Annotated in this window: 22 protein-coding genes; 10 read left to right on the forward strand and 12 right to left on the reverse strand. The window is 71.8% G+C overall.

Annotated features, from left to right (window positions below; all coding sequences use genetic code 11):
- Positions 1-161 precede the first annotated feature (161 nt).
- The 3 genes from IE206_RS07940 (at position 162) to IE206_RS07950 (ending at position 3,408) form a co-directional block, all read left to right on the forward strand.
- Positions 162-1,130: a 5-dehydro-4-deoxyglucarate dehydratase gene (locus IE206_RS07940; RefSeq protein ID WP_189961286.1), complete on the forward strand. Its 969-nt coding sequence runs from the start codon at positions 162-164 to the stop codon at positions 1,128-1,130.
- Positions 1,127-2,266, forward strand: coding sequence for a hypothetical protein (locus IE206_RS07945; RefSeq protein WP_189961287.1), 1,140 nt, complete (start codon positions 1,127-1,129; stop codon positions 2,264-2,266). The genes IE206_RS07940 and IE206_RS07945 overlap by 4 nt, the downstream gene beginning before the upstream one ends.
- A 353-nt stretch (positions 2,267-2,619) precedes the next feature.
- The gene (locus IE206_RS07950) at positions 2,620-3,408 is read left to right on the forward strand and encodes an HAD family acid phosphatase (RefSeq protein ID WP_189961288.1); all 789 of its coding nucleotides are present in this window, start codon (positions 2,620-2,622) and stop codon (positions 3,406-3,408) included.
- A 63-nt stretch (positions 3,409-3,471) separates the two neighbouring features.
- Here the strand turns inward: IE206_RS07950 and IE206_RS07955 are convergent, their stop codons facing one another.
- The 5 genes from IE206_RS07955 to IE206_RS07975 all read right to left on the reverse strand — a co-directional run bounded on the left by IE206_RS07955 (position 3,472) and on the right by IE206_RS07975 (position 8,712).
- On the reverse strand, positions 3,472-4,932 hold the full coding sequence (locus IE206_RS07955) for a peptidoglycan D,D-transpeptidase FtsI family protein (protein ID WP_189961289.1): 1,461 nt from the start codon (positions 4,930-4,932) through the stop codon (positions 3,472-3,474).
- Between the two features lie 64 nt (positions 4,933-4,996).
- Complete coding sequence (locus IE206_RS07960) at positions 4,997-5,650, reverse strand: response regulator transcription factor (RefSeq protein WP_189961290.1); 654 nt, start codon at positions 5,648-5,650, stop codon at positions 4,997-4,999.
- Positions 5,647-6,867, reverse strand: coding sequence for a sensor histidine kinase (locus IE206_RS07965; protein ID WP_189961291.1), 1,221 nt, complete (start codon positions 6,865-6,867; stop codon positions 5,647-5,649). Before IE206_RS07965 ends, IE206_RS07960 begins: the two co-directional genes overlap by 4 nt.
- On the reverse strand, positions 6,867-7,853 hold the full coding sequence (locus tag IE206_RS07970; RefSeq protein ID WP_189961292.1) for a hypothetical protein: 987 nt from the start codon (positions 7,851-7,853) through the stop codon (positions 6,867-6,869). Before IE206_RS07970 ends, IE206_RS07965 begins: the two co-directional genes overlap by 1 nt.
- 88 nt (positions 7,854-7,941) lie before the next feature.
- Positions 7,942-8,712: an IclR family transcriptional regulator gene (locus IE206_RS07975; protein WP_053729383.1), complete on the reverse strand. Its 771-nt coding sequence runs from the start codon at positions 8,710-8,712 to the stop codon at positions 7,942-7,944.
- 152 nt (positions 8,713-8,864) lie between these two features.
- Here IE206_RS07975 and IE206_RS07980 point away from each other — a divergent pair, with 152 nt between their 5' ends.
- The gene (locus IE206_RS07980; protein WP_189961293.1) at positions 8,865-10,394 is read left to right on the forward strand and encodes an aldehyde dehydrogenase (NADP(+)); all 1,530 of its coding nucleotides are present in this window, start codon (positions 8,865-8,867) and stop codon (positions 10,392-10,394) included.
- Complete coding sequence (locus IE206_RS07985) at positions 10,391-11,002, forward strand: DUF1349 domain-containing protein (RefSeq protein WP_189961294.1); 612 nt, start codon at positions 10,391-10,393, stop codon at positions 11,000-11,002. Before IE206_RS07980 ends, IE206_RS07985 begins: the two co-directional genes overlap by 4 nt.
- Positions 11,003-11,307: 305 nt before the next feature.
- Here IE206_RS07985 and IE206_RS07990 read toward each other — a convergent pair whose 3' ends face one another.
- Positions 11,308-12,693, reverse strand: a complete 1,386-nt coding sequence (locus tag IE206_RS07990) for an MFS transporter (protein WP_189961295.1) — start codon at positions 12,691-12,693, stop codon at positions 11,308-11,310.
- 70 nt (positions 12,694-12,763) lie between these two features.
- On the opposite strand from IE206_RS07990, the gene IE206_RS07995 reads away from it, so the two are divergent.
- The 3 genes from IE206_RS07995 (at position 12,764) to IE206_RS08005 (ending at position 15,649) form a co-directional block, all read left to right on the forward strand.
- Positions 12,764-13,723 (forward strand): GlxA family transcriptional regulator, encoded by a 960-nt coding sequence (locus IE206_RS07995; protein ID WP_189961296.1) that lies wholly within the window; start codon positions 12,764-12,766, stop codon positions 13,721-13,723.
- An 85-nt stretch (positions 13,724-13,808) separates the two neighbouring features.
- Entirely contained in the window at positions 13,809-14,516 is a 708-nt protein-coding gene (locus IE206_RS08000; protein ID WP_189961297.1) for a DsbA family oxidoreductase, read from the forward strand.
- An 83-nt stretch (positions 14,517-14,599) separates the two neighbouring features.
- Complete coding sequence (locus IE206_RS08005; protein ID WP_189961298.1) at positions 14,600-15,649, forward strand: aminotransferase class V-fold PLP-dependent enzyme; 1,050 nt, start codon at positions 14,600-14,602, stop codon at positions 15,647-15,649.
- A gap of 40 nt (positions 15,650-15,689) precedes the next feature.
- Here the strand turns inward: IE206_RS08005 and IE206_RS08010 are convergent, their stop codons facing one another.
- Complete coding sequence (locus IE206_RS08010; RefSeq protein WP_189961299.1) at positions 15,690-16,190, reverse strand: MarR family winged helix-turn-helix transcriptional regulator; 501 nt, start codon at positions 16,188-16,190, stop codon at positions 15,690-15,692.
- 101 nt (positions 16,191-16,291) lie between these two features.
- Between IE206_RS08010 and IE206_RS08015 the strand changes: the two genes are divergently transcribed.
- Positions 16,292-17,365 (forward strand): alkene reductase, encoded by a 1,074-nt coding sequence (locus IE206_RS08015; protein WP_189961426.1) that lies wholly within the window; start codon positions 16,292-16,294, stop codon positions 17,363-17,365.
- 49 nt (positions 17,366-17,414) lie between these two features.
- Positions 17,415-18,116, forward strand: coding sequence for a hypothetical protein (locus IE206_RS08020; RefSeq protein WP_189961427.1), 702 nt, complete (start codon positions 17,415-17,417; stop codon positions 18,114-18,116).
- Positions 18,117-18,142: 26 nt separating this feature from the next.
- Here IE206_RS08020 and IE206_RS08025 read toward each other — a convergent pair whose 3' ends face one another.
- The 5 genes from IE206_RS08025 to ectA all read right to left on the reverse strand — a co-directional run bounded on the left by IE206_RS08025 (position 18,143) and on the right by ectA (position 22,060).
- Positions 18,143-18,793, reverse strand: coding sequence for a hypothetical protein (locus IE206_RS08025; RefSeq protein WP_189961300.1), 651 nt, complete (start codon positions 18,791-18,793; stop codon positions 18,143-18,145).
- Between the two features lie 130 nt (positions 18,794-18,923).
- Positions 18,924-19,784, reverse strand: a complete 861-nt coding sequence (gene thpD, locus IE206_RS08030; RefSeq protein WP_189961301.1) for an ectoine hydroxylase — start codon at positions 19,782-19,784, stop codon at positions 18,924-18,926.
- 2 nt (positions 19,785-19,786) lie between these two features.
- A complete protein-coding gene (locus IE206_RS08035; RefSeq protein WP_189961302.1) occupies positions 19,787-20,191 on the reverse strand; it encodes an ectoine synthase in 405 nt (134 codons plus the stop codon).
- Between the two features lie 82 nt (positions 20,192-20,273).
- Positions 20,274-21,542, reverse strand: coding sequence for a diaminobutyrate--2-oxoglutarate transaminase (gene ectB, locus IE206_RS08040; RefSeq protein WP_189961303.1), 1,269 nt, complete (start codon positions 21,540-21,542; stop codon positions 20,274-20,276).
- Entirely contained in the window at positions 21,539-22,060 is a 522-nt protein-coding gene (ectA, locus tag IE206_RS08045) for a diaminobutyrate acetyltransferase (RefSeq protein WP_189961304.1), read from the reverse strand. Before ectA ends, ectB begins: the two co-directional genes overlap by 4 nt.
- Positions 22,061-22,354: the final 294 nt, after the last annotated feature.

Consider the following 22,354-nt stretch of genomic DNA (forward strand, 5'->3'; position numbering starts at 1 on the left):
GGCGGAAGGTCGTCAAGTAGCCCGCGAAGGTGTCGAATCCGCCCGCGCGTCAAGGCTGTTCGCCTTGACCGCCGCCCGGGCGCGGGCTTAGCGTGGCTGCGTTCAGAAATATAGACGTCAGTCAGAATTGTGCACGACGGTCCTTGTTCAGGGAGCAGCCCGTGACCTCAGCCCCGCTCGCCGCCCGCCTCACTCACGTCAGCGGACCGCTGTTCTTCCCCGTGACCGCGTACGGGCCCGACGGCGGCCTCGACCTCGACATCTTCCGCGTGCACGTGCGCCAGGGGATCGAGGCGGGTGCTGCCGCCGTGTTCGCCTGCTGCGGCACCGGGGAGTTCCACGCCCTGACGCCGGGGGAGTTCCGGGCCTGTGTCGCCGCAGCCGTCGAGGAGAGCGCGGGCCGCGTCCCGGTGGTCGCGGGCGCCGGATACGGCACGGCCCTCGCCGTCGAGTACGCCCGCCTCGCCGAGGAGGCCGGCGCCGACGGGCTGCTCGCGATGCCGCCCTATCTCGTCGTCGCCGACCAGGCGGGCCTGCTGCGCCACTACACCGAACTGGCCGCGGCGACCTCGCTGGACGTCATCGTCTACCAGCGAGACAACGCGGTCCTCACCCCCGAAACGGCCGTCGCGCTCGCCCGCGTCGACGGCGTCATCGGCTTCAAGGACGGCCTGGGCGACCTCGATCTGATGCAGCGGATCGTGAGCGCCGTACGCTCGGCGGGCCTGGACCCGCTGTACTTCAACGGCCTGCCCACCGCCGAACTGACCGGCCTCGCCTACCGGGGCATCGGCATCACCCTGTACTCGTCGGCGGTGTTCTGCTTCGCCCCCGACATCGCGCTGGCCTTCCACCGAGCCCTCGAATCCGGCGACGACGCCCTGGCCAACCGCCTCCTGGACGGCTTCTTCGTGCCGCTCGTCGAACTGCGCAACCAAGGGCGCGGGTACGCGGTGTCGCTGGTCAAGGCGGGGGTGCGTCTCGGCGGCCTGGAGGTGGGCGAGGTGCGGCCGCCCTTGAGCGAGCCGGACGCGGACCACGTCAAGCGGTTGGCCGCGCTGATCGAGCGGGGGCGGGGGCTGCTGGGATCGGGGGAGGCCGGGTCGGGCGCACCCGGGGCGGGCGCGTGAAGGCGTCCGCGTTCCTCTATCCGTGGGACGTCCTCGGCGACCCGGACGCCCCCGCCCGCATCGCCGACCTCGGCGTACGCCAGGTGACGCTGGCCTCCGCCTACCACTCGACCCGCGCCCTGACCCCGCACCACCCACGGCACCGCATCGTCACGGCCGAGCATGCGGCGGTGCTGTACCCGCCGGACGAACCGCACTGGCAGGGAAGGGAGTTGAGGCCGTACGGGGCCGGTGCCTGGGCGCCGGGCGACGCGTACGGCGAGGCCGCCGCATCGTTGGCGGCGGCCGGTCTCGACGTCCACTCCTGGGTGGTGCTCGCGCACAACTCCCGGCTGGGCGCGGAGCACCCCGAGACATCGGTGGTCAACGCGTACGGCGACCGCTACCCGTGGGCGCCCTGCATCGCCCGGCCCCGGGTCCGCGCCTACCTCGTCGCCCTGGCGGCGGAGGCGGCGGCGCGCCCCGGCGCGGGCGGCACCGAACTCGAATCCTGCGGCTGGTACGGCCTCGCGCATCTGCACGGCCACGACAAGATCGCGGGCGTGGCACTGGACGGCACCGCGGAGTATCTGATGTCGCTGTGCTTCTGTGCGTCCTGCGAGCGGGGGTACGGCGAAGTCGGCCTGGAGGCCGGTGAGTTGAGGGTACGGGTGCGGGGGGCACTGGAGCCGGTGTGGCGGGGCGGGCCGGTGGGGGCGTCCGGCGCGGAACTGCTCGCGGACACGCTGGAGTTCCGTACGCGCGCCGCACGGGAGCTCCAGGAGGCGGCCGTCGCGGCGGTACGGGAGCGGGGTGGGCCGGGGTTCCAGGTGCTGCTGCATGCGGATCCGCGGCCGGAGCGGTGCGGGGCCAATGCGGGGGTCGACGCGGGGCACGTCCTCGGCGTGGCCGACGGGGTGGTGGTGCCCTGCGCGGGCGGCCCGGAGCTTCTCGCGCCCTTCGCGGCGCTGGGCTCTTCGGGGGTGCTTGCGGCGAACCTTACGGTGGTGTCGGGGATGGGGGGCCGGCCGGGGGAGCTGGCGGGGGATGCGGCTCGGGTGGCGGCGCTCGGTGCGACCGAACTCCGGCTCTACCACGCGGGGTTGGCGTCGGGGGCGGACCTGGAGGCGGTACGGAGGGCGGGAGTGCTGGGGTAGCGGCCTGCGGCGCGTTCCCCACCCCGCCCCTTCCCGAGACCCTCCGGGGGCGGTGATGGTTCGGCTGCGGACCGTGCGTGGCTGGGCGCGCAGTTCCCCGCGCCCCCAGCAGGGGGTGCCGGCCCGCGCCGGGACATTTCAGCCTGTCCGGCGATTGAGGACGAGCGCCCTTCAGGCGCGAACGGGGTCTGGGGCGGAGCCCCAGCAGCCACCGGGCCGCAGCCGAACGAACTCCCCCCCGGAGGGTCTAGGGAAGGGGCGGGGTGGGGTCCTACCCCCGGTAGGACACAGTGCGGCAAAGATTTCCGCATTTCCCCTGGCGGGACGCCATGTGATGCGCGTAGACACTCCCCATGCGCACTCTCACCAAAGCCGCAGCCACCGCCGCCGCGTTCGCCGTCACCGGCGTCGCCTTCTACGGCGTCGGCGCGGCCTCCGCCGACAACGCCGCGCCGAAGTCGGACCGCGAGATCCCGAACATCACCAAGGTCGAAGACAAGATCAACGCGTACTACGGCGGTACCGCCGACGCCTCCGGAAACTTCCAGGCGTCGCCCAAGAGCAACTACGCCAAGCAGGTTGCCGACATCGAGGCCCGCGCCAAGCGGCAGATCAAGCACGCCGCCGAGCACCCCGGGCGGGACGGCCGCAAGCCCGCCATCGTGCTCGACGTCGACGACACGACGCTCCTGACGTACGACTACGAGAAGAAGAACGGCTTCGCCTACAACGCCGCCGCCTTCAACGCCTATGTGCAGAGCGCGCAGTCGATAGCCGTGTTCGGCATGCCGGACCTGGTCAACTACGCGGCCAAGAACGGCGTCACCGTCTTCTTCCTCACCGGGCGCGACGCCTCCCAGCGCAACGCCAGCGCCGCCAACCTCACCAAGGCCGGTTACAACGTGCCGGTCGACGCCGCGCACTTCTTCCTCAAGGACAAGGCCAACCCGCCGGCCTACCTGAGCTGCGGAAAGCCCACCTGGACCTGCTCGACCGTCGACTACAAGGCCGGCACCCGCAAGCACATCGAGTCGCTCGGCTACAACATCGTCGCCAACCTCGGCGACCAGTACACCGACCTCTCGGGCGGCTACGCCGACAACACGTACAAGATCCCGAACCCGATGTACTTCCTGCCGTAGCCCTTGGTGCCGACCACTTCGGTCCGGGGCGCCCGTCCGTCCGCGTGCGCCCCGGACCGTGCCTCACTGCGAGGCCAGTGCCGCCTTCATCATCGCCTGGGCCACCGGACCCGCCAGGCCGTTGCCGCTGACCTCCGAGCGCTCGGCGTCCGAGTCCTGGATGACCACGGCCACCGCGACCTCCTTGCCGGTCTTCGCGTCCTTGGCGAACGAGGTGAACCAGGCGTACGGCTTCTTGGAGTTGTCCACACCGTGCTGGGCCGTGCCCGTCTTGGCGCCGACCTCCATGCCGTCGATCTTCGCGTTGGAGCCGGTGCCGTCGGTGACCACCGAGACCATCGCGCTGTACATCTGCTGGGCCGTCTTCGACGACATGATGCGCTTTCCGTCCGAGTCCGGGTAGGACTGGAGGGTGCTTCCCTTGGAGTCCGTCACCTTGGACACCATGTGGGGTGAGGACATGACGCCGTCGTTGGCTATGGCGGCCGACACCATCGCCATCTGCATCGGCGTCGCCGTCACGTCGAACTGGCCGATGCCCGACAGCGCCGTCGACGACGCGTTCATCTTCTTCGGGTATACGCTCGCCGCCGCGCGCACCGGCACGTCCAGCTCCGCGTCGTTGAAGCCGAACTTCTCGGCCATCGCCCGCACCTTGTCCTGGCCCAGGTCCACGGCCATCTTGCCGAAGACGTTGTTGCAGGAGTATTCGAGCGCGGTACGGATCGAGGCGTTCTCGCAGGGCGCGGACGCCGACTCGTTGCGCAGGTCCGTCGTCGTGCCCGGCATCCGGTACGGGTTGGGGCTCGTCGTCTTCTCGTCGATCGAGGAGTAGAGGCCGTTCTCGAGCGCCGCCGACGCCACCACCAGCTTGAACGTGGAGCCCGGCGCCAGCGGCTGGCGCAGCGCCCGGTTGAGCATCGGCTGGCTCTTGTCCTCGGACAGCTGCTTCCACACGTCGCCGTCCGCGGAGGAGGACCCCGCGATCTTCGACGGGTCGTACGACGGGGTGGAGACCATGCCGAGGATGCGGCCGGTCTTCGGGTCCATCGCGACGGCCGCGCCCTCCTTGTTGCCCAGCGCCTGGAACCCGGCCTTCTGCACCGCCGGGTCGATCGTCGTCAGGACGTCGCCGCCGGGCGCGCGCTGCCGGGTGAGCGCGTCGAACGGGTTCTGCATGCGCGGGTCGCTGCCGTCGAGGACCTTGGAGTAGATCCCCTCCAGCTGGGTCGATCCGTACACCTGCGAGGCGTAGCCCGTGACCGGCGCGTACATCGGCCCGTCCTTGTAGCTGCGCTGGTAGGCGAGGTCGCCGCTCTTCGTCCTTTCCGAGCCGGTGACCGGCGAGCCGGCCACGATGATGTCCCCGAGCGGCTGCGAGTACTCCGCGATGGTGTTCCGCCGGTTCAGCTTGTCGTCCGCGAGGGCCTGGCCTTGGTAGAACTGCACATAGGTGGCTCGTCCGAGGAGGGCGAGCACCATCAGCAGACAGAAGACCGAGGCGCGCCTGATTGTCTTGTTCATCCCGTACGCAAGACGGACGGGCCGGAGCGCGGAGTTCCTGTTGTGCCGGGTTCTCAGGAAACCTTCATCGGGGCCGTACGAAGCCCGACTCGTACGCCGCGATCACCGCCTGGGTGCGGTCGCGGGTGCCCGTCTTGGCCAGGACCGAGGCGACATGGGTCTTCACGGTGGCGGGTCCCACGCCCATCCGCCCGGCGATCTCCGCGTTGGTGAGGCCCGTCGTCATCAGGCGGAGGACCTCCGCCTCGCGCTCGGTGAGCCGGGCCGTCCAGGGGGCTGCGGCGCGGGCGGACGAGTGCCGGGCGGCCAGCTCGCGGACCTTCGCGGGGAACAGGAGCGAGTCGCTGCGGGCGACCAGGCGGACCGCCTGGATCAGCTCCTCGGCGGCGGCCCGCTTCAGGAGGAACCCGGAGGCGCCCGCGCGCAGCGCGTCGTACACGTAACTGTCGTTCTCGAAGGTCGTGACCACCACGATCCTCGGCGGCGCGGAGAGCGTGGCCAGGATCTGCTCGGTGGCGCGGATGCCGTCGATCTCGGGCATCCGGACGTCCATCAGAACGACGTCGGGAAGCCTGTCGCGGACGACCGAGACGGCTTCGGCGCCCGTGGTGGCCTCGCCGACGACCTCCAGGTCGGGCTCGGCGTCGAGGATCACCCGCAGCGCCGTGCGCACCATCCGCTCGTCGTCGGCGACCACCACCCGCACCGTGCCGCTCATCGCGCACCGCCGAGCGGGAGGCGGGCGCTGAGCCGCCAGACGTCACCGTCCGGGCCCGCCGAGGCGTGTCCGCCGAGCAGCACGGCCCGCTCGGCGATGCCGCGCAGACCGCGTCCGCCGCCCGGCCGCACCACCGGCGCGGCCCCGGACAAGGGGTTCTCCATCACAAGGGCCAACTCTCCGTCGCTCAGGGCGACTTGCAGGGTGACGGGTGAACTCCCGCCGTGGCGAAGGGCGTTGCTCAGGCCCTCCTGCACGATCCGGTACGCCTCCCGCGAGACCAGCTCGGGCACCGAGGCCGGGTCGCCCTTCAGGGAGTACGCCACCTTCAGGCCCGTGCGGGACAGCAGGCCCTCCAGGGCGGTGAGGTCCGGCGTCGCGAGATCGCCGTCGTCCTGGCGCAACAGGCCGAGAACGGAGTCGAGTTCGCCGACCGTGCGCCGGGTGGTCTCCTCGATGGCGGCGAGCGCCTCGCGTACGAACTCGGGGTCCGAGTCCAGGACGCGGCGGGCCGCGCTCGCCTGGAGCGTCACCGCGCTCAGGGCGTGGCCCACCGAGTCGTGCAGCTCGCGCGCGAGCCGGTTGCGTACGGCCAGCTCCGCCGCGCGCTGCTCGGCGGCGGCCAGGCGGTCGGCGGGCGACGGGCCGAGCAGGACCGGCGCGAGCCGGGCGAGCAGCGCCCCGGCCGCCGCCGAACAGGCCGCCAGGGCGAGCAGCATCGCGATCCCGGCGGCCGGGGCGCACGCGATGCCCCAGCCGCTGGAGAGCGGGCCGGAGGTGCTGTACACCGTGTGGCGCAGGCCCGGGAAGGCGGGCAGCACGATCAGGAACACCGTGAACGGGGGCAGCGCCAGGCTCATCCCGCTCAGGATTCCGCCGAGTGCGACGTGCAGCGTGTACCAGGCGGAGGTGCGCAGGCGGGCGTCCCGGGAGCGCGCGGGCCCGTCGGCGAGCGCCGCCGGATCCACCCCGGACAGCGCCCGCGCGCCGAACACGAGCAGCGGCCGGGCGATCGGCACCAGGCCGGATACGGCCGCGAACGGCAGCGCGACGACGAAGGTGACGAGCGCACGAGGGAACGAGTCGAAGGAGCTGGCCCCGGGCGTGATCGAGCCGACGATGACCGAGCCCACCAGGAAGTACGGCATCAACAGGGCCCCGCCGATGACCAGATGGACCCAGCGGTGGCGCGCCCGCACCCCGAACAGCGCGCGCATCACGGCGTACGGCCCGGGTGGCGGGGGCGCTCGGCGAAGAACCGGACGCCCAGGGTGACGACGAGCATCCCGACGATCATCTGCACAGCGTAGGTGAGGTCCATCATCGCGGTGGGCCCGTCGGCGGTGCCGTCCGTGACCACGAGCGCGGAGAGCCAGAGCCAGCCGCCCCAGCAGGCGGTGGCGCCCGAGCCCAGCCACGCCAGGGCCAGCGGCACCCGGAGCGGAAGCGACCGGCCGAGCCCGAGGGCGACCATCAGCACCCCGGCCGCGCCGAGCACGGCGAACGCCGCGAACACCGCCTCCACGACGTACTGGTCGGAGGTCCGTTCCTCGGCCCAGGACCGGCTCAGACCCGCCGCCGAACCCGTCGCCCACAGCAGGTGCATCCCGGCCGGAAGCAGCGAAAGCACCGCCACGGCGACGGCGGCCGCCCGCAGCGCGGGCCGCACGGTGCCGTCCGGGAGCTCGCCGAGCCGGCCGCGCCACAAGTGCCCCCAGCGGTCACGGGCGTACAGCGCGAACAAGCCGCCGAGTGCGAGGCCCTGGACGATGAAGCCCGTGTAGACGACGCCGAAGACCCACTCGTGGAGGTACGGGGTGCTCGCGGGGGCGGACGACTTGCCGACGGCGGTGCCGCTCAGCGCGCGCACCAGGAGCTGGAGCGGGTATCCGGTCATGACCGGCGCGAGCAGACCGGTGGCGAGCCACATCGGCAGCAGGAGCAGCCAGGCCTTCACCCGCAGTCCCCAGGGCCGGGTCAGGAGCAGCGCGAGGACGACCACGCACGAGTCCATGAGCACCGAGGCGCTGTTGCCGGCCGCCATGGCGACGCGGTGTGCAAGCAGGACGCTGTGGTCCGGGATGCCCAGGTGGCTGCCCGCGACCCAGGCGATCTTGAGGGCGAGGTAGGGGAGGCAGGCGGCGATGGCGACGGCCCGCAGGGCGGGACGGAGCGCGGGGCGCGTGAGGGCGGCGGTGGTCATGCCTTCACGCTCCCGCGCGGCCCCGCCCCACCGCGTCCTGCGCCCCGATGATCCGCCTCCGCCGCGCGGGGGAGGGGAGGCGGGACCGTCAGAGGCGGCGGGTCGCCAGCGTCAGACGGTCGCGGGCGTCGAACAGGGCGTCCTTCACCATCTGTTCGTGGGCCGGGGTGAGCCGGGCCACCGGCACCGAGCAGCTGATCGCGTCGCGGGCCGGGGTGCGGTACGGGATCGCGACGCCGAAGCAGCGCAGGCCCAGCGTGTTCTCCTCGCGGTCCACGGCGTAGCCCTGCTCGCGGATGAGGTGCAGCTCCTCGATGAGCTTCTCGCGGTCGGTGATGGTGTGCTCGGTGAGCTGCTGGAGGGTCTCCGGGAGCAGCTTGCGCACCTGCTCGTCGCTGTGGGTGGCGAGCAGCGCCTTGCCGAGCGAGGTCGAGTGGGCCGGCAGGCGGCGGCCGACGCGGGTGAACGGGCGCAGATAGTGCTGCGACTGGCGGGTGGCGAGGTAGACCACGTTCGTGCCGTCGAGGCGGGCGAGGTGGATCGTCTCGGTGGTGTCGTCCGAGAGCCGGTCGAGGGTGGGGCGGGCCGCCGCCACCACCTCGTCGCCGTCGATGTACGAGGTGCCGACCAGCAGGGCCCGCACGCCGATGCCGTACCGGGTGCCCGTCGCGTCGGTCTCCACCCAGCCGAGCTCGACCAGCGTGCGCAGAAGCATGTACAAACTGGACTTCGGGTAGCCAACCGCTTCCTGGACCGCGGCGAGGGAGTGCATTCCGGGCCGCCCTGCGAAATACTCGAGCAACTCGACGGTCCGCACCGCGGACTTGACCTGTGCTCCACCTGAATCGGCAGCCGACATCCAGCACCCCGCTCCTTCTCGCCGAGGCTTCTTGCCAAGGCGGAACGCCCGTTAATAGAGTCCCAGCATATTCAGCACCGGGAACTCTGTTCAGAATACCGAACAAGTCCTGGTGGGTGGCAGGAGCGGACCGGCAGTGGAAGGACAATGCGGTGAGCGCAGCAGCACCAGTCTGGAGTGTCGACCCCCGAACGGGGAAGCCGCGTGAAGAGGTCGCGGTCGAAGCCACGCCCCAAGAGGTCGACCAGGCCGTCCGGGCCGCCCACGCCGCCCGCGGGGCCCTGGCCGGCCTGAGCGTACGCGCCGTGTTCCTGCGGACCGCGGCCGACCTCCTGGACGCCTCGGCCGAGCACGTGGTGGAGGCTGCCGACGCCGAGACGGCGCTCGGACCGGTCCGGCTCAAGGGCGAACTGGCCCGGACCACCGCCCAGTTGAGGGCGTTCGCCGAGGCCGTCGAGGACGGTTCCTTCCTCGACATACGCATCGACCACGCCGATGCGTCCCGCACCCCGCCGTGGTCGGACCTCAGGCGCGTCAAGATCCCGCTCGGTGTCGTCGCCGTCTACTCGGCGTCCAACTTCCCGCTCGCCTTCTCCGTGCCCGGCGGCGACACCGCGAGCGCGCTCGCGGCCGGCTGCCCGGTCGTCGTCAAGGCGCACCCGGACCACCCGGCGACCTCGGAGCTGTGCGTCTCGCTCCTGCGCCGCGCGGCCGTCCAGGCGGGCCTCCCCGAGGACGTCGTGGCCCTGGTGCACGGCTTCACCGCGGGCGTCGAGCTCGTACGTCATCCGCTGGTGTCGGCCGCCGGGTTCACCGGGTCGGTGCGCGGCGGACGGGCGCTGTTCGACGCGGCGGCCGCACGGCCCGTGCCGATCCCCTTCCACGGCGAGCTCGGCTCGCTCAACCCCGTCGTGGTGACGGCGGCCGCCGCCGAAGAGCGCGGCGAGCAGATCGGGTCGGGGCTCGGCGCCTCGATGACCGTGGGTGTCGGCCAGTTCTGCACCAAGCCCGGCTTCGTGCTCGCCCCCCAGGGCGAGGCGGGCGACGCGCTGATCAAGGCCCTCACGGCGGCCGTCAGCGACACCGACGCCGGGGTCATGCTCGACCACCGGATGCGGGACGCGTTCGTCGCCGGGGTCGCCGAGCGGGCCGCGCTGCCCGGCGTCGAGGCCCCGGTCACGCCCGGCGCGGGCGGCGAGCACACCGTGAGCGGTGGATTCCTGACCGTACCGGCGGCCCTGCTGGCCACGGAGGGCGAGCACGACCTGCTCCTGGAGGAGTGCTTCGGCCCGGTCACCGTCGTCGCCCGGTACGCGGACGAGTCCGAGATCGGCGCGGTGCTCTCGCGCCTGCCGGGCAACCTGACCGCGACCCTCCAACTGTCCTCCGCGGAGGCGGCGGGCGAGGGCTCGGGGTCCCAACTCCTCGCGAAGCTGACCCAGTTGGCGGGCCGCGTCCTGGTGGACGGCTGGCCCACCGGGGTCGCGGTCGCCCCCGCCCAGCACCACGGCGGCCCCTACCCGGCGACCACCTCCACCTCCACCTCGGTCGGCGCCACCGCCGTGGAACGCTGGCTGCGCCCGGTCACGTACCAGAGCATCCCCCAGGCCCTGCTGCCGCCGGAGCTGCGCGACGACAACCCGCTGGGGCTGCCCCGCCGCGTGAACGGCACCCTCGGATGACGGTGCGCCTGCCCGAACTGCCCTTCCCGCTGGAGCCGTTCGGGCCCGAGGCGCCCTGGACGTACGACGACGGCGTCCTCTCGGTACGCGCCGGAGCCCGCCAGGACCGGTTCGTGCCGCCGGGCGGGGAGAGCCTGGAGCCCGCCTCCGACGCGCCCCGGCTGCTCGGAACGCCCCCCGCGGGCGACTTCCAGCTGATCGCGCGGGCGACCGTCTCCTTCGAGGCGCCCTTCGACGCGGGCGTCCTGTACGTCCACGTGGGCGAGCGGCAGTGGGCCAAGCTCTGCCTGGAGCTCTCGCCGCGGCGGCCGACGATCTGCACGGTGGTCACGCGGGGCCTTTCCGACGACGCGAACTCCTGGGAGGTGGAGGGGGACAGCGTCTGGCTCCGCGTCAGCCGGACCGGCAAGGCGTTCGCCTTCCACGCCTCGACGGACGGCGAGCGCTGGATCTTCGTCCGGGTCTTCGCGCTCGGGACGGCGGAGGAGAGTGCCGGGGCCCGGGTCGGCTTCCTGGCGCAGTCGCCTGCGGGGGAGGGGTGTGCGGTGGCCTTCGACTCGGTGGAGTTCCGGGGGTGTGCGCCGCCGGATCTGCGCGACGGAACCTGACCCCGGGCGCCCTCCCGGGGCTCCGCCCCGGACCCCGGAATCCCCCACCCCGCCCCTTCCCGAGACCCTCCGGGGGGGGAGGTGGGGGACTACGCCCGAGGCGTGGTCGGTCGACCGCGGACCGTGCGTGGCTGATCGCGCAGTTCCCCGCGCCCCTGGCAGAGTCAGTGCTGGCCTGCACCGGGGCATTTCAGCCTGGCCGACGTTTGAGGACGAGCGTCCTTGAGGCGCGAACGGGGTCTGGGCCGGAGCCCCAGGGTCCTTCAACTCCCGGAGGGTCTCGGGAAGGGGCGGGGTGGGGAAAGCTACCCCGCCGACGGTCGCAGCCGCAGCGTCGCCAGCGCCGACACCGCGAACAACCCCGCCGCGACCAGCAGACTCGTCCGCAGGCCCGGCACGAACCCGCCCCCGCCCGCCACCAGCGTCCCGAACACCGCGATGCTCAGCGCCCCCGCGACCTGCCGGCCCGCGTTGAGGACGCCCGCCGCGAGCCCCGCCCGTTCCTGCGGCAGCGCCTCCATCATCGCCGCGGTCAGCGCGGGCACCGAGGTGCCGCAGCCCAGCGCGAGCGGGACCATCAGGAACGCGGCGAGCAGGGTGGGGGTGTGCTCGTCGGCCAGAAGGAGCACCAGCAACCCGGCCAGGGCCAGGAGTTGGCCCGCCAGCATCGGGACCCGGGCCCCGTACCGGGTCGACAGCTTGCCCGACAGCACGTTCACCACCGGGATCAGTGCCGTCATCGGCAGGAACATCAGGCCGGCCGTCAGGGCGGATTCTCCGCGCACCCGCTGGAAGTACAGGCTGAAGACGAAGATCACCCCGTAGAACGCGACGCTGGCCGCCGCGCCCGCGCCGATGGCGACGGTCACCGTGCGGTTGCGGAACAGGCCGAGCGGCACCACCGGGTGCGCGACGCGGCGCTCGATCAGCCAGAACGCCACCCCCGCGGCCACTGCCACCGCGCCCGCCACGATCCGTACCGTGCCCTGTTCGATCACCGCGAAGGCGAGTGCGGCCAGCGCGATCGCCGCCGTCAGCTGGCCCGGCAGGTCCAGCGGCGCGGGGCGGCGCTCGGTGCGCGGTGCGCGGGTGGTCAGGGCGAGGGCCGCGAGGCCGAGGGGCAGGTTGATGAAGAAGATGCCGCGCCAGTCCCACACCGTGGTCAGGGCGCCGCCCGCGACCGGGCCGAGCGCGACGGCGACCGAACCCCCTGCCGCCCACAGCGCCACCGCCCTGGCCCGCCGGGCCGGGTCCGGATACGCCTGGCGGACCAGGGCGAGGGAGGCGGGCAGGACCACCGCCGCTGCCACGCCCTGGACGACGCGGGCGCCGATCAGTACGCCGAGGTCCGGGGCCAGGCCGCAGGCCGCCGAGGCCAGGGTGAAGACCACCGTGCCCAGCGCGTACGCCTTCGCCGAGCCGATCCGGTCGGCGAAGGCCCCGGTCGAGAGCATCAGCGCGGCGAACGCGAGCGTGTAGGCGTCCACCACCCACTGGAGGCCCGACATGCCGCCGCCGAGGTCGCTGCCGATCGCCGGCAGCGCCACGTTCACCACGGAGGCGTCCAGGGTGATCAGCGCGAAGCCGAGCAGGGAGGCGGCGAGGGCCAGGGCGGGGGAGGCGCCGCGCGGCGGCCTCGGGGTCAACTGGTGGTCGGCGGGCGGGGCTTGGAGTGCGGCGTTGGGTGACATGCCCCCAGCTTGGCGAGCGCCGGCCGCGTACAGTAGTGGCCTGAACGCCATACGTCCGGAGGTTCTGGCCATGCCGCTGCACCGGGTCGCCGTCATCGCGCCCTCGCCCGTCTCGATGTTCAACCTCGCCATCCCCGAACTGCTCTTCGGCAAGGTCGAGGTGGCGGGGGAGCCCGGGTACGATCTGGTCGTCTGCACGCCCGAGCCGGGGCCGATCGCCACGACCGGCGGGCTCGATCTGTCCGTGGGCCGGGGCCTGGACGCGGTCGAGGGGGCCGATACGGTGCTCGTCGCCGGGACCGGGCAGCGCTACGAGCCCGACCCGCGCACCGTGGCCGTGGTCGCGAAGGCGGCCGCCGAGGGCGTGCGCATCGCGTCCATCTGCAGCGGCGCCTTCGTGCTCGCCGAGGCCGGACTGCTCGACGGCCGCAGCGCCACCACGTACTGGGAACTCGCCGAGGAACTGCGCAGGCGCTACCCGGCGCTCGACCTCAAGGGTGACGTCCTGTACGTCCAGGACGGCAACGTCATGACCTCGTCCGGGTACGCGGCCGGGATCGACCTGTGCCTGCACATCATCCGCACCGACTACGGCGCCGCCGTCGCCAACACGGTGGCCCGCCAGGCGCTGGTGGCGCCGGTGCGGCCGGGCGGGCAGACCCAGTTCACCCAGACCCCGCTGCCCGCCGAGCGCGGGACGGTCTGCGCGGACACCCGGGGCTGGGCGATGCGCAACCTCGACAAGCCGCTCACCCTCACCGACCTGGCCCGGCACGCGGGCGTCAGCGTGCGCACCCTGACCCGGCGCTTCCACGCCGAAAGCGGGGTCAGCCCGCTCCAGTGGCTCCTTCACCAGCGCATCGAGCGGGCCAAGGAGCTCCTGGAGACGACCACCCTCGCCATGGACCAGGTCGCCGAATCCAGTGGCCTGGGCAGCGCCGACTCCCTGCGCGGCCACCTCGTACGGCGCACCGGCCTCACCCCGAGCGCCTACCGGGCCACCTTCAGCAGGCTGGCCCCGGCGGCCTGACCTGGGCGAAAGCGCTCGGGAATGGGCCGGGCGCCCTGCGCGTTGGCCTAAAACGTACGACCTTCAACAAACTGAGAGAAGTGACATGCGCGTCGAGATCTGGAGCGACATCGCCTGCCCGTGGTGCTACATCGGCAAGGCCCGCTTCGAGAAGGGCCTGGCGGAGTTCGCCCACCGCGACGACATCGAGGTGGTCCACCGCTCCTTCGAGCTCGACCCCAGCCGCCCCAAGGGCGACATCGGCCCGGTGATCCCGATGCTGGCCAAGAAGTACGGCCGCACCATCGAGGAGGCCCGTGAGATGGAGGCGCACGTCGCGTCCAACGCGCACGCCGAGGGCCTGGGCTACCTGGCCGACGGCCGCGACCACGGCAACACCTTCGACATCCACCGCGTCCTGCACCTGGCCAAGGCCCGCGGCCGCCAGAGCGAGCTGCTCGACCTCGCCTACCGGGCCAACTTCGCCGAGGAGCGCTCCGTCTTCGACGCCGAGGTCCTGGTCGAGATCGCGGTCGCGGCCGGTCTGGACGCCGACGAGGTCCGTACCGTGCTCGCCGACGAGAACGCCTACGCCGACGAGGTGCGCGCGGACGAGCGCGAGGCGGCCGAGCTCGGTGCCAACGCCGTCCCGTTCTTCGTGCTCGACCGGAAGTACGGGATCTCCGGCGGCCAGCCCGCCGAGGTCTTCACGCAGGCTCTGGAGCAGGCCTGGCGGGCGCACACCCCGGCCCTGAAGATCGTCGAGGGCGACGCCGAGGCCTGCGGCCCCGAGGGGTGCGAGGTTCCCCGCTGAAGCCCCTTTCATAAGCGTTGCTTAGGGGTCTCGGTCAATTTTGCCCAATTGACTTGGGGTGGGCGGGGATTCAGGGTGGAGTCATGGAACTGGACTCCCTCGCGCGCAGCGAGTTCGCCCCGCAGACCACCTACCTCAACACCGCCAGCACCGGGCTGCTGCCCGCCCGGACCGTGGCGGCCATGGGCGAAGCCGTGGCCGCCTCCGCCGCCGGGGCGCCGACCGACATGTTCGGCGACGTGGAGGCGGCCCGCGCCACCTACGCCCGGCTCGCCGGCGTGTCCGTGCGGCGCGTCGCGGCCGGTGCGTCGGTCGCCGTCTACACCGGGCTCGTCGCGGCCTCCCTGCCCGAAGGGTCCGAAGTCCTCGTCGCGGAGGCCGACTTCAGCTCGGTGGTGAACCCGTTCCACATGTGCCGCGACCTGAAGGTGCGCACTGCCCCGCTCGACCGGCTCGCCGAGGCGGTGCGGCCGGGCACCGCCGTTGTCGCGGTCAGCGCGGTCCAGTCCGCCGACGGCCGCATCGCCGACCTCGCCGCGATCCGCGAGGCCGCCCGCACCCACGGCGCCAGGACCCTGGTCGACGTGTCCCAGGGGGCGGGCTGGTACCCCGTCGACGCCGACGCGTACGACTTCACGGTGACCGTCGGCTTCAAGTGGCTGACCACCCCGCGCGGGGTCGCCTTCCTCACTGTCCCCGACGACCTCGGCGGCCTGAACCCGGTCTTCGCGGGCTGGGTGGCCGGCGAGCACCCCTGGGACAGCTGCTACGGGCCGGTCGAGGAACTCGCCCACTCCGCGCGGCGGTTCGACGAGAGCCCCGCGCTCTTCTCGTACACCGGGGCCCGGCACTCCCTCGCGCTCGTCGAGGAGCTGGGCGCCGAACGCATCCGCGCGCACAACACCGCGCTCGCCGACCGCTTCCGCGCGGGGCTCGCGCCGCTCGGGTACGAGCCGGTGGCCGCGCCCGGCTCGGCGATCGTGGCGGTGCCCGGACTCGGCCACCGCCAGGAGGAGTTGAGCCGCGCGGGCATCGAGCTCTCCAACCGCGCGGGCAACCTGCGCGCGGCCTTCCACTTCTACACCTCGGCCGAGGACGTGGACCGGCTGCTCGACCTGCTGCCCGCCCGCTGAACCCGGGGTGCGCCCGGGGAGCCGAGGCTCCCCGGGCGCCTCACTTCCCGCAGCCGGCCTCGTCGCCCGCCGTACGGCACAGATTGGCCTCGACCTTCCCCAACAGCCGTGCCAGCTCGGCCTGTTCGGCCGGGTCGAGGCCGGTCAGGGTCTGCTCCTCCAGCTCGCTCCAGGCCGCCTTCACCCGCTCGTGGAGTACGAAGCCGTCCTCGGTCGACTCGACGAGCGAGGCCCGCCGGTCCTTCGGATCCGGGCTGCGCCGCACATAGCCCGCCTGCTCCAGGCGCTGGAGCATCTTGGTGACGGTCGACGGGTCGAGTTCGAGAAGCTTGATCAGCTCGGACTGCCGGGTCGCCCCCGCGTCCCACAGGTGCATCATCAGGAACTCCTGCCCCGGGTAGAGCCCGATGGCGCGCAGCAGGCGGCCCGCGGCGATGCGGTGCAGCCGGGCCACCCGGGAGACCGCGTGACTGAACGGTCCGCAGGCGGCGGCGCTCGGCAGGCGGGAGTACTGGGTACAGGCGGGGTCTTCGGACGTCATGCGTCAAGATTACCTTGGTCGGCCAATTAATGCGTTACAGTGACTCTCGGAGCCATTGCTTGGCCGACCACATATTCCTGTACGTCTCCTTGGAGGCCGTTGTGACCACCGCTTTCGACCCGATCGACCTGGCCGGCACCCGGCTCGCCAACCGCATCGCCCTGGCGCCCATGACCCGCAGCCGCGCCCACGGCCCGGGCAACTCGCCCACCTCCTCGACGGCCGAGTACTACGCCCAGCGCGCCTCCGCCGGACTCGTCATCACCGAGGGCATCCAGCCCTCCGTGGTCGGCCAGGGCTACCCCGACACCCCCGGGCTGCACAGCGCCGAGCAGATCGCCGCCTGGCGCAAGGTCACCGACGCCGTGCACGCCAAGGGCGGCCGGATCTTCGCCCAGCTGATGCACGCGGGCCGGATCGGCCACCCCGATCTGCTGCCCGACGGGCTGATCAACGTGGCACCGTCCGCCGTGGCCGCCGCCGGGCAGGTCTACACCCACGAGGGCCCGAAGCCGTTCGTCACCCCGCAGGCGCTGAGCGAGGACCAGATCCGGGTCACCGTCGGCGAGTTCGTCTCCGCCGCCCGCAACGCCGTCGAGGCGGGCTTCGACGGGGTCGAGCTGCACGGCGCCAACGGCTACCTCATCCACCAGTTCCTCGCGCCCAACTCCAATGTGCGCACCGACGGCTGGGGAGGATCGGTCGAAGGCCGCATCCGCTTCGCCGTCGAGGTCACCAAGGCCGTCGTCGCCGAGGTCGGCCCCGAGCGCACCGCCATCCGCCTCTCGCCCGGCAACCCGTACAACGACATCGCCGAGCCCGACCCGCAGCCGACCTACACCGCGCTCGTCGCCGCCCTCGAACCGCTGGGCCTCGCCTATCTGCACGTCCTCGAAGGCAGCCCGGAGCAGCGGGAGTTCACCCTTCAGCTGCGCAAGTCGTTCTCGGGCACGTTCATCCTGAACGCGGCAACCGAAGGGCCGACCGGGCCCGACGCGCTCGCCCTCGTCGAGGACGGCACCGCCGACCTCATCTCCTACGGCGCCCTCTTCCTCGCCAACCCGGACCTGCCGGCCCGGCTCAGGGCGGGCGGACCCTACAACACCCCCGACCCCTCCACGTTCTTCGGCGGCGACGACCGCGGCTACACCGACTACCCGGCGCTCGACGCGTGAAATCCGCTGGTCACGGCCCGGGCGTGCGATGCAGTATCGGGCCGTGACCATGGACACGAGCAACACCGGGCGGGTGCGCGAAGCCGTCCGCAACAACGCCGAGTGGTGCGCCGCGCTCTGCCGCGCGCACGGCATCGCGGGGGAGTCGGGACCGTACGCCTGGACCAGCCCGCGCAGAACGCCGCTCTACTATCCGGACGCGGTGACGCTCGCCCCCGAGGCCTCGCCCCGCGACATCGTCGGCCGTATCGATCTCGCGGCACCGGGCGCCTCGGTGAAGGACGGCTTCGCCTCGCTCGACCTGACCGGCGACGGCTTCGAGGTGCTCTTCGACGCGCAGTGGATCCATCGCCCGGCCCCGCGAGCCACCGGCGGAGGATGGCAACTCGTAAGCACCGAGGGCGAGTTGACCGAGTGGGAGCGGGCCTGGTCCGACGGGGACAGCGAAGCGCTCTTCCCGCCGGCACTGCTCGCCGAATCCGCCCACACCTTCCTCGCGGAGCGTGACGAGGGAGGCAAGGTGGTGGCGGGAGCCGTCGCCAGCAGGAGCGGACAGGTGGTGGGCATTTCCAACCTGTACGCGGTCGACGGTGATCAGGACGCCGCCTGGTCCGGCTGTCTCGACACCGTCGCCCGCGCCTGGCCGGGGCTCTCCGTCGTCGGCTACGAGAGCGGCGACGACCTGGCCGCGGCGCTGCGCGCGGGCTTCACGGCGACCGGACCGCTCAGAGTGTGGCTGCACCGGGGCTGAACGGCTCGCCCTGCGAGCGGCGGGTGTCAGCCGATCGGCTCGCCGTACCAGCGCCACTTCTCCGGGCGGGACCGCCCCGGCAGATCCGCCCGGCCGCTGACCCAGAGCAGCACCTGCCAGCGGTCCGGGTCGTCCGGAACATCCCGGAAAAGGCGGGCGAGCACCCGGTCGCACAGACCGGCCGGCGGGGCCCAGGCAAGACCGAGCCCCTCGGCCACGTCATGCGTGTGCAGCAGGGTCTCCACGATGCCCATCGCCCCGAACCCCTCCGGGTCCGAGACGCCGTGGCCGTGGTAGGCCCGTACCTCCGGCGAGGTGGTGCGGACCATCGCGGTGAGCAGGGCGCCGCTCGCCTCCAGGGTCTGAAGGAGCCCGGCCGGCCCCGCGGCGCGGTCCGCGTGCACCGCGTTGCGGGGGCCGCCGGGACGTTTCGCCTCCCACAGGTACGGCACCTCGCCGTCAAGGGGCGGCTGGGCGGGACCGAGCTGCACCGCGTAGGCGAAGAGATCGTCAGAGAGGTGCTCGACGGTCTCCCAGCAGTCCCACTCCAGCGTTCCGGCTTGCACGCCCCAGTCCGCGGCGAGCCCGGCCCGCAGCGCGGTCACCGAAAGGCGCACGGCGTGCTCGACGTCGGCGGCGGTGACGGGAGTTCGCGAAGTTTCATCGACCAAGGACATGGGGGGACCGTACCAACGATCTCTGTGGACACGGCCCCCAGCAGCCGACGGTCACCGTACCGGCCCGAAGTCCCTCGCCCCGAGCTGTATCTCCCGGGGGCAACCCCCGGACCCCCGGCCGGGGACGGCTTCACTTCACCGGCGTGAAGTCCCTCGCCCCAATGAATTCCGGTCGGCGGATCGGGGCCGCGAAGGGTTCCTGCGCCGCGTTCTCCACGCTGTTGAAGACGATGAAGACATTGCTGCGCGGGTACGGGGTGATGTTGTCCCCGGAGCCGTGCATCGCGTTGCAGTCGAACCAGGTCGCCGAGCCCGCCCGGCCGGTGAACAGGCGGATGCCGTGCCGGTCGGCCATCTTGGTGAGCGCCTCGTCGGACGGCGTCCCCGCGTCCTGCATCTGGAGGGACTTCTTGTAGTTGTCCTTCGGGGTGGCGCCCTCGCAGCCGAGGAAGTCCCGGTGCGAGCCGGGCATGATCATCAGGCCGCCGTTGGTGTCGTGGTTCTCGGTCAGCGCGATCGAGACCGAGACCGCCCGCATGCGCGGCAGCCCGTCCTCGGCGTGCCAGGTCTCGAAGTCCGAGTGCCAGTAGAAGCCCGAGGCGCCGAAGCCCGGCTTCACGTTGATCCGCGACTGGTGGACGTACACGTCCGAGCCGAGGATCCGGCGGGCCGTGCCCACCACCCGCTCGTCGCGCACGAGCCGCCCGAAGAGCTCGCTGATCCGGTGCACCTCGAAGACCGAACGCACGGACTGAGACTGCGGTTCGATGATCGACCGCTCATCGGCACGTACGGAAGGATCGGCGATCAATCGCTCAAGTTCCGAGCGATAGAGCGATACTTCGTCGTCCGTGAGCAGATCTTCGATCGCGAGGAAGCCGTCCTGCTCGAACGATTCGAGCCCGGCGGACGGGCCCCAGACGACCGGGTCCTGGCGGGGCGTGATCACCTCGGCGGTGCCACGGGTGGGGTAGAGATCCTGGGCGGTCATGGTCAGCCCTCCTCGGGTTCGGTCAGCAGGGGGTAGACGCCGTTCTCGTCGTGGTCCTCCCGTCCGGTGACGGGCGGGTTGAAGACGCAGACGCAGCGGAAGTCGGTCTTGGGGCGCAGGGTGTGGCGCTCGTGGCCGTCGAGGAGATACATCGTGCCCGGCGCGATCCAGTGGGTCTCGCCGGTCTCCTCATTGGTGAGCTCGGCCTCGCCCTCGGTGCACAGCACGGCCTCGATGTGGTTGGCGTACCACATGGAGGTCTCGGTGCCCGCGTACAGGACCGTCTCGTGCAGGGAGAAGCCGACCTTCTCCTTCGCGAGCACGATCCGCTTGCTCTCCCAGGTGCCGGAGGCGGCCTTCACGTGGCGGTCGGTGTTCTCGATGTCCTTGAACGAGCGGACTAGCACGGTGAGTCGGTGCCTTTCTGTGTTTGCTGTGTACGCAGGCTGTGCGCACGGACTGGGTACGTCGGTGGGGTGCGGGGGCGGATCAGACGGTCGCGGCGACCGCGCGGGCCAGCGTCCGCAGGCCCTCGTCGAGCTCCTCGGGCGTGATGGTCAGCGGCGGAAGCAGCTTGACCACCTCGCTCTGCGGTCCCGAGGTCTCCAGGAGCAGCCCCAGCTCGAAGGCGCGGGCGCAGACCTCGGAGGCGCGGGCCGGGTCGGCGAACTCCAGGCCCCAGACCAGGCCACGGCCCCGGTAGCTCGCGCCGAGGCGGCCGTGCTCGGTGCACAGCGCGAGCAGCGCCTGCTCGACCTGCTCGCCGCGGGCCAGGGTGTGCTTCTCCATCTGGCCGTCGGCCCAGTACGCCTCCAGCGCCGCGGTCGCGGTGACGAACGCCGGGTTGTTGCCGCGGAAGGTGCCGTTGTGCTCGCCGGGCTCCCACACATCGAGCTCGCCCTTGAACAGGCAGAGCGACAGGGGGAGTCCGTAGCCGCTGATCGACTTGGAGACGGTGACGATGTCCGGCACGATGCCCGCCTCCTCGAAGGAGAAGAACGCGCCGGTGCGGCCGCAGCCCATCTGGATGTCGTCGACGATGAGCAGCATGTCGCGGCGCCGGCACAGGTCGGCGAGCGCGCGCAGCCACTCGGCGCGGGCCACGTTGATGCCGCCCTCGCCCTGCACGGTCTCCACGATCACGGCGGCCGGCTTGTTGAGGCCGGAGCCCTGGTCCTCCAGGAGCCGCTCGAACCACAGGAAGTCGGGCACCCTGCCGTCGAGGTAGTTGTCGAACGGCATCGGCGTGCCGTGCACCAGCGGGATGCCGGCCCCGGCCCGCTTGAAGGCGTTGCCGGTCACCGCGAGCGAGCCGAGCGACATGCCGTGGAAGGCGTTGGTGAAGGAGACGATCGACTCGCGGCCCTTCACCTTACGGGCCAGCTTCAGCGCGGCCTCGACCGCGTTGGTGCCGGTCGGGCCGGGGAACATGACCTTGTACGGCAGGTCGCGCGGGCGCAGGATCACGTTCTGGAACGTCTCCAGGAACGCCCGTTTCGCGGTCGTCGCCATGTCCAGGCCGTGCGTGATGCCGTCCCGCTCGATGTAGTCGATCAACGCCCGTTTCAGTACGGGGTTGTTGTGGCCGTAGTTGAGTGATCCGGCCCCGGCGAAGAAGTCCAGATAGCTGTGGCCGTCCTCGTCGGTGAGGCGGGCACCCTGCGCACGGTCGAACACGGCGGGCCAGCCGCGGCAGTAGCTGCGCACCTCCGACTCGAGCGACTCGAAGACACTGAGGGCGGGCGGGGTGATGGTCACAGCGATTCTCCCTGGGGGTGGAGGGGGCCGATGCGGTAGAGGACTTCGGGCTGGTGCCCGTCGTCGGGGAACAGGCCCGCATCGAAGAGGAGTTCACGGTCGAGGGCGGCGCCGCGACGCCTGGCGTACGAGGTGAAGAGCCGGTCGGAGGGGATGTTGTCCGGCGACACCGTCGTCTCGACGCCGGTGATCCCGTGCGAGGCACACACCTTCGCGGTCAGCGCTTCGAGCAGCAGTCCCGCGAGCCCATGGCCCCGGTGGGCACGGTCGACGGCGACCTGCCAGACGACCAGGGTGCTGGGGCGCTCGGGCCGTACGTAGCCGGTGATGAACGCGATCGGCTCGCCGGCCTCGTCCCGGGCGACGGCGGAGGTCCCGGCGAAGTCGCGGCACCAGAGCAGATAGCTGTACGAGGAGTTGAGGTCGAGCACCTCGGAGTCACGGGCTATGCGCCAGATCGCGGCTCCGTCCTCCACTCGTGGGCTTTCGATACGGACTGCTGTTTGCGCGGCGGTCATGCCGAGGGAATTTACCGACCGGAAATTGAAATTGCATTCCCGTGAGGGGGTGTGCCAGAAGCCGGTTCGTGTTATCACGCGAGCATGTGCGCGAACCGTTTTGTCCGGTAATTACCGGACAAAACGGAAGTGTTGTGGAGTCGATCACACCCCTGTGACAGGCCCGGAACCTTGTTGAAACCTTTGCGTTTGAGGTCGGGAAGTCGGGGCAGAAGAAAACGGGAAGCTGCGGTGGATATGCAGCTTCCCGTTATGTGGAACGTTTTGCGGAATTCAGTTGTGCTTTACGTCCCG

The sequence above is a fragment of the Streptomyces violascens genome, from assembly GCF_014649955.1.
Taxonomy (GTDB): Bacteria; Actinomycetota; Actinomycetes; order Streptomycetales; family Streptomycetaceae; genus Streptomyces; species Streptomyces violascens.

Bases quoted from the DNA above. Each gene is read 5' to 3' on its own strand.
- IE206_RS08025 (WP_189961300.1), bottom strand. From the start codon at position 18,793: ATGTCCTTGGTCGATGAAACTTCGCGAACTCCCGTCACCGCCGCCGAC.
- IE206_RS08010 (WP_189961299.1), bottom strand. From the start codon at position 16,190: ATGACGTCCGAAGACCCCGCCTGTACCCAGTACTCCCGCCTGCCGAGC.
- IE206_RS07955 (WP_189961289.1), bottom strand. From the start codon at position 4,932: ATGAACAAGACAATCAGGCGCGCCTCGGTCTTCTGTCTGCTGATGGTG.
- IE206_RS08000 (WP_189961297.1), top strand. From the start codon at position 13,809: ATGCGCGTCGAGATCTGGAGCGACATCGCCTGCCCGTGGTGCTACATC.
- thpD (WP_189961301.1), bottom strand. From the start codon at position 19,784: ATGACCGCCCAGGATCTCTACCCCACCCGTGGCACCGCCGAGGTGATC.
- IE206_RS07990 (WP_189961295.1), bottom strand. From the start codon at position 12,693: ATGTCACCCAACGCCGCACTCCAAGCCCCGCCCGCCGACCACCAGTTG.
- IE206_RS07965 (WP_189961291.1), bottom strand. From the start codon at position 6,867: ATGCGCGCGCTGTTCGGGGTGCGGGCGCGCCACCGCTGGGTCCATCTG.
- IE206_RS07950 (WP_189961288.1), top strand. From the start codon at position 2,620: ATGCGCACTCTCACCAAAGCCGCAGCCACCGCCGCCGCGTTCGCCGTC.
- IE206_RS07975 (WP_053729383.1), bottom strand. From the start codon at position 8,712: ATGTCGGCTGCCGATTCAGGTGGAGCACAGGTCAAGTCCGCGGTGCGG.
- IE206_RS07985 (WP_189961294.1), top strand. From the start codon at position 10,391: ATGACGGTGCGCCTGCCCGAACTGCCCTTCCCGCTGGAGCCGTTCGGG.
- IE206_RS07960 (WP_189961290.1), bottom strand. From the start codon at position 5,650: ATGAGCGGCACGGTGCGGGTGGTGGTCGCCGACGACGAGCGGATGGTG.
- IE206_RS07995 (WP_189961296.1), top strand. From the start codon at position 12,764: ATGCCGCTGCACCGGGTCGCCGTCATCGCGCCCTCGCCCGTCTCGATG.
- ectA (WP_189961304.1), bottom strand. From the start codon at position 22,060: ATGACCGCCGCGCAAACAGCAGTCCGTATCGAAAGCCCACGAGTGGAG.
- IE206_RS08020 (WP_189961427.1), top strand. From the start codon at position 17,415: ATGGACACGAGCAACACCGGGCGGGTGCGCGAAGCCGTCCGCAACAAC.
- IE206_RS08005 (WP_189961298.1), top strand. From the start codon at position 14,600: ATGGAACTGGACTCCCTCGCGCGCAGCGAGTTCGCCCCGCAGACCACC.
- IE206_RS07970 (WP_189961292.1), bottom strand. From the start codon at position 7,853: ATGACCACCGCCGCCCTCACGCGCCCCGCGCTCCGTCCCGCCCTGCGG.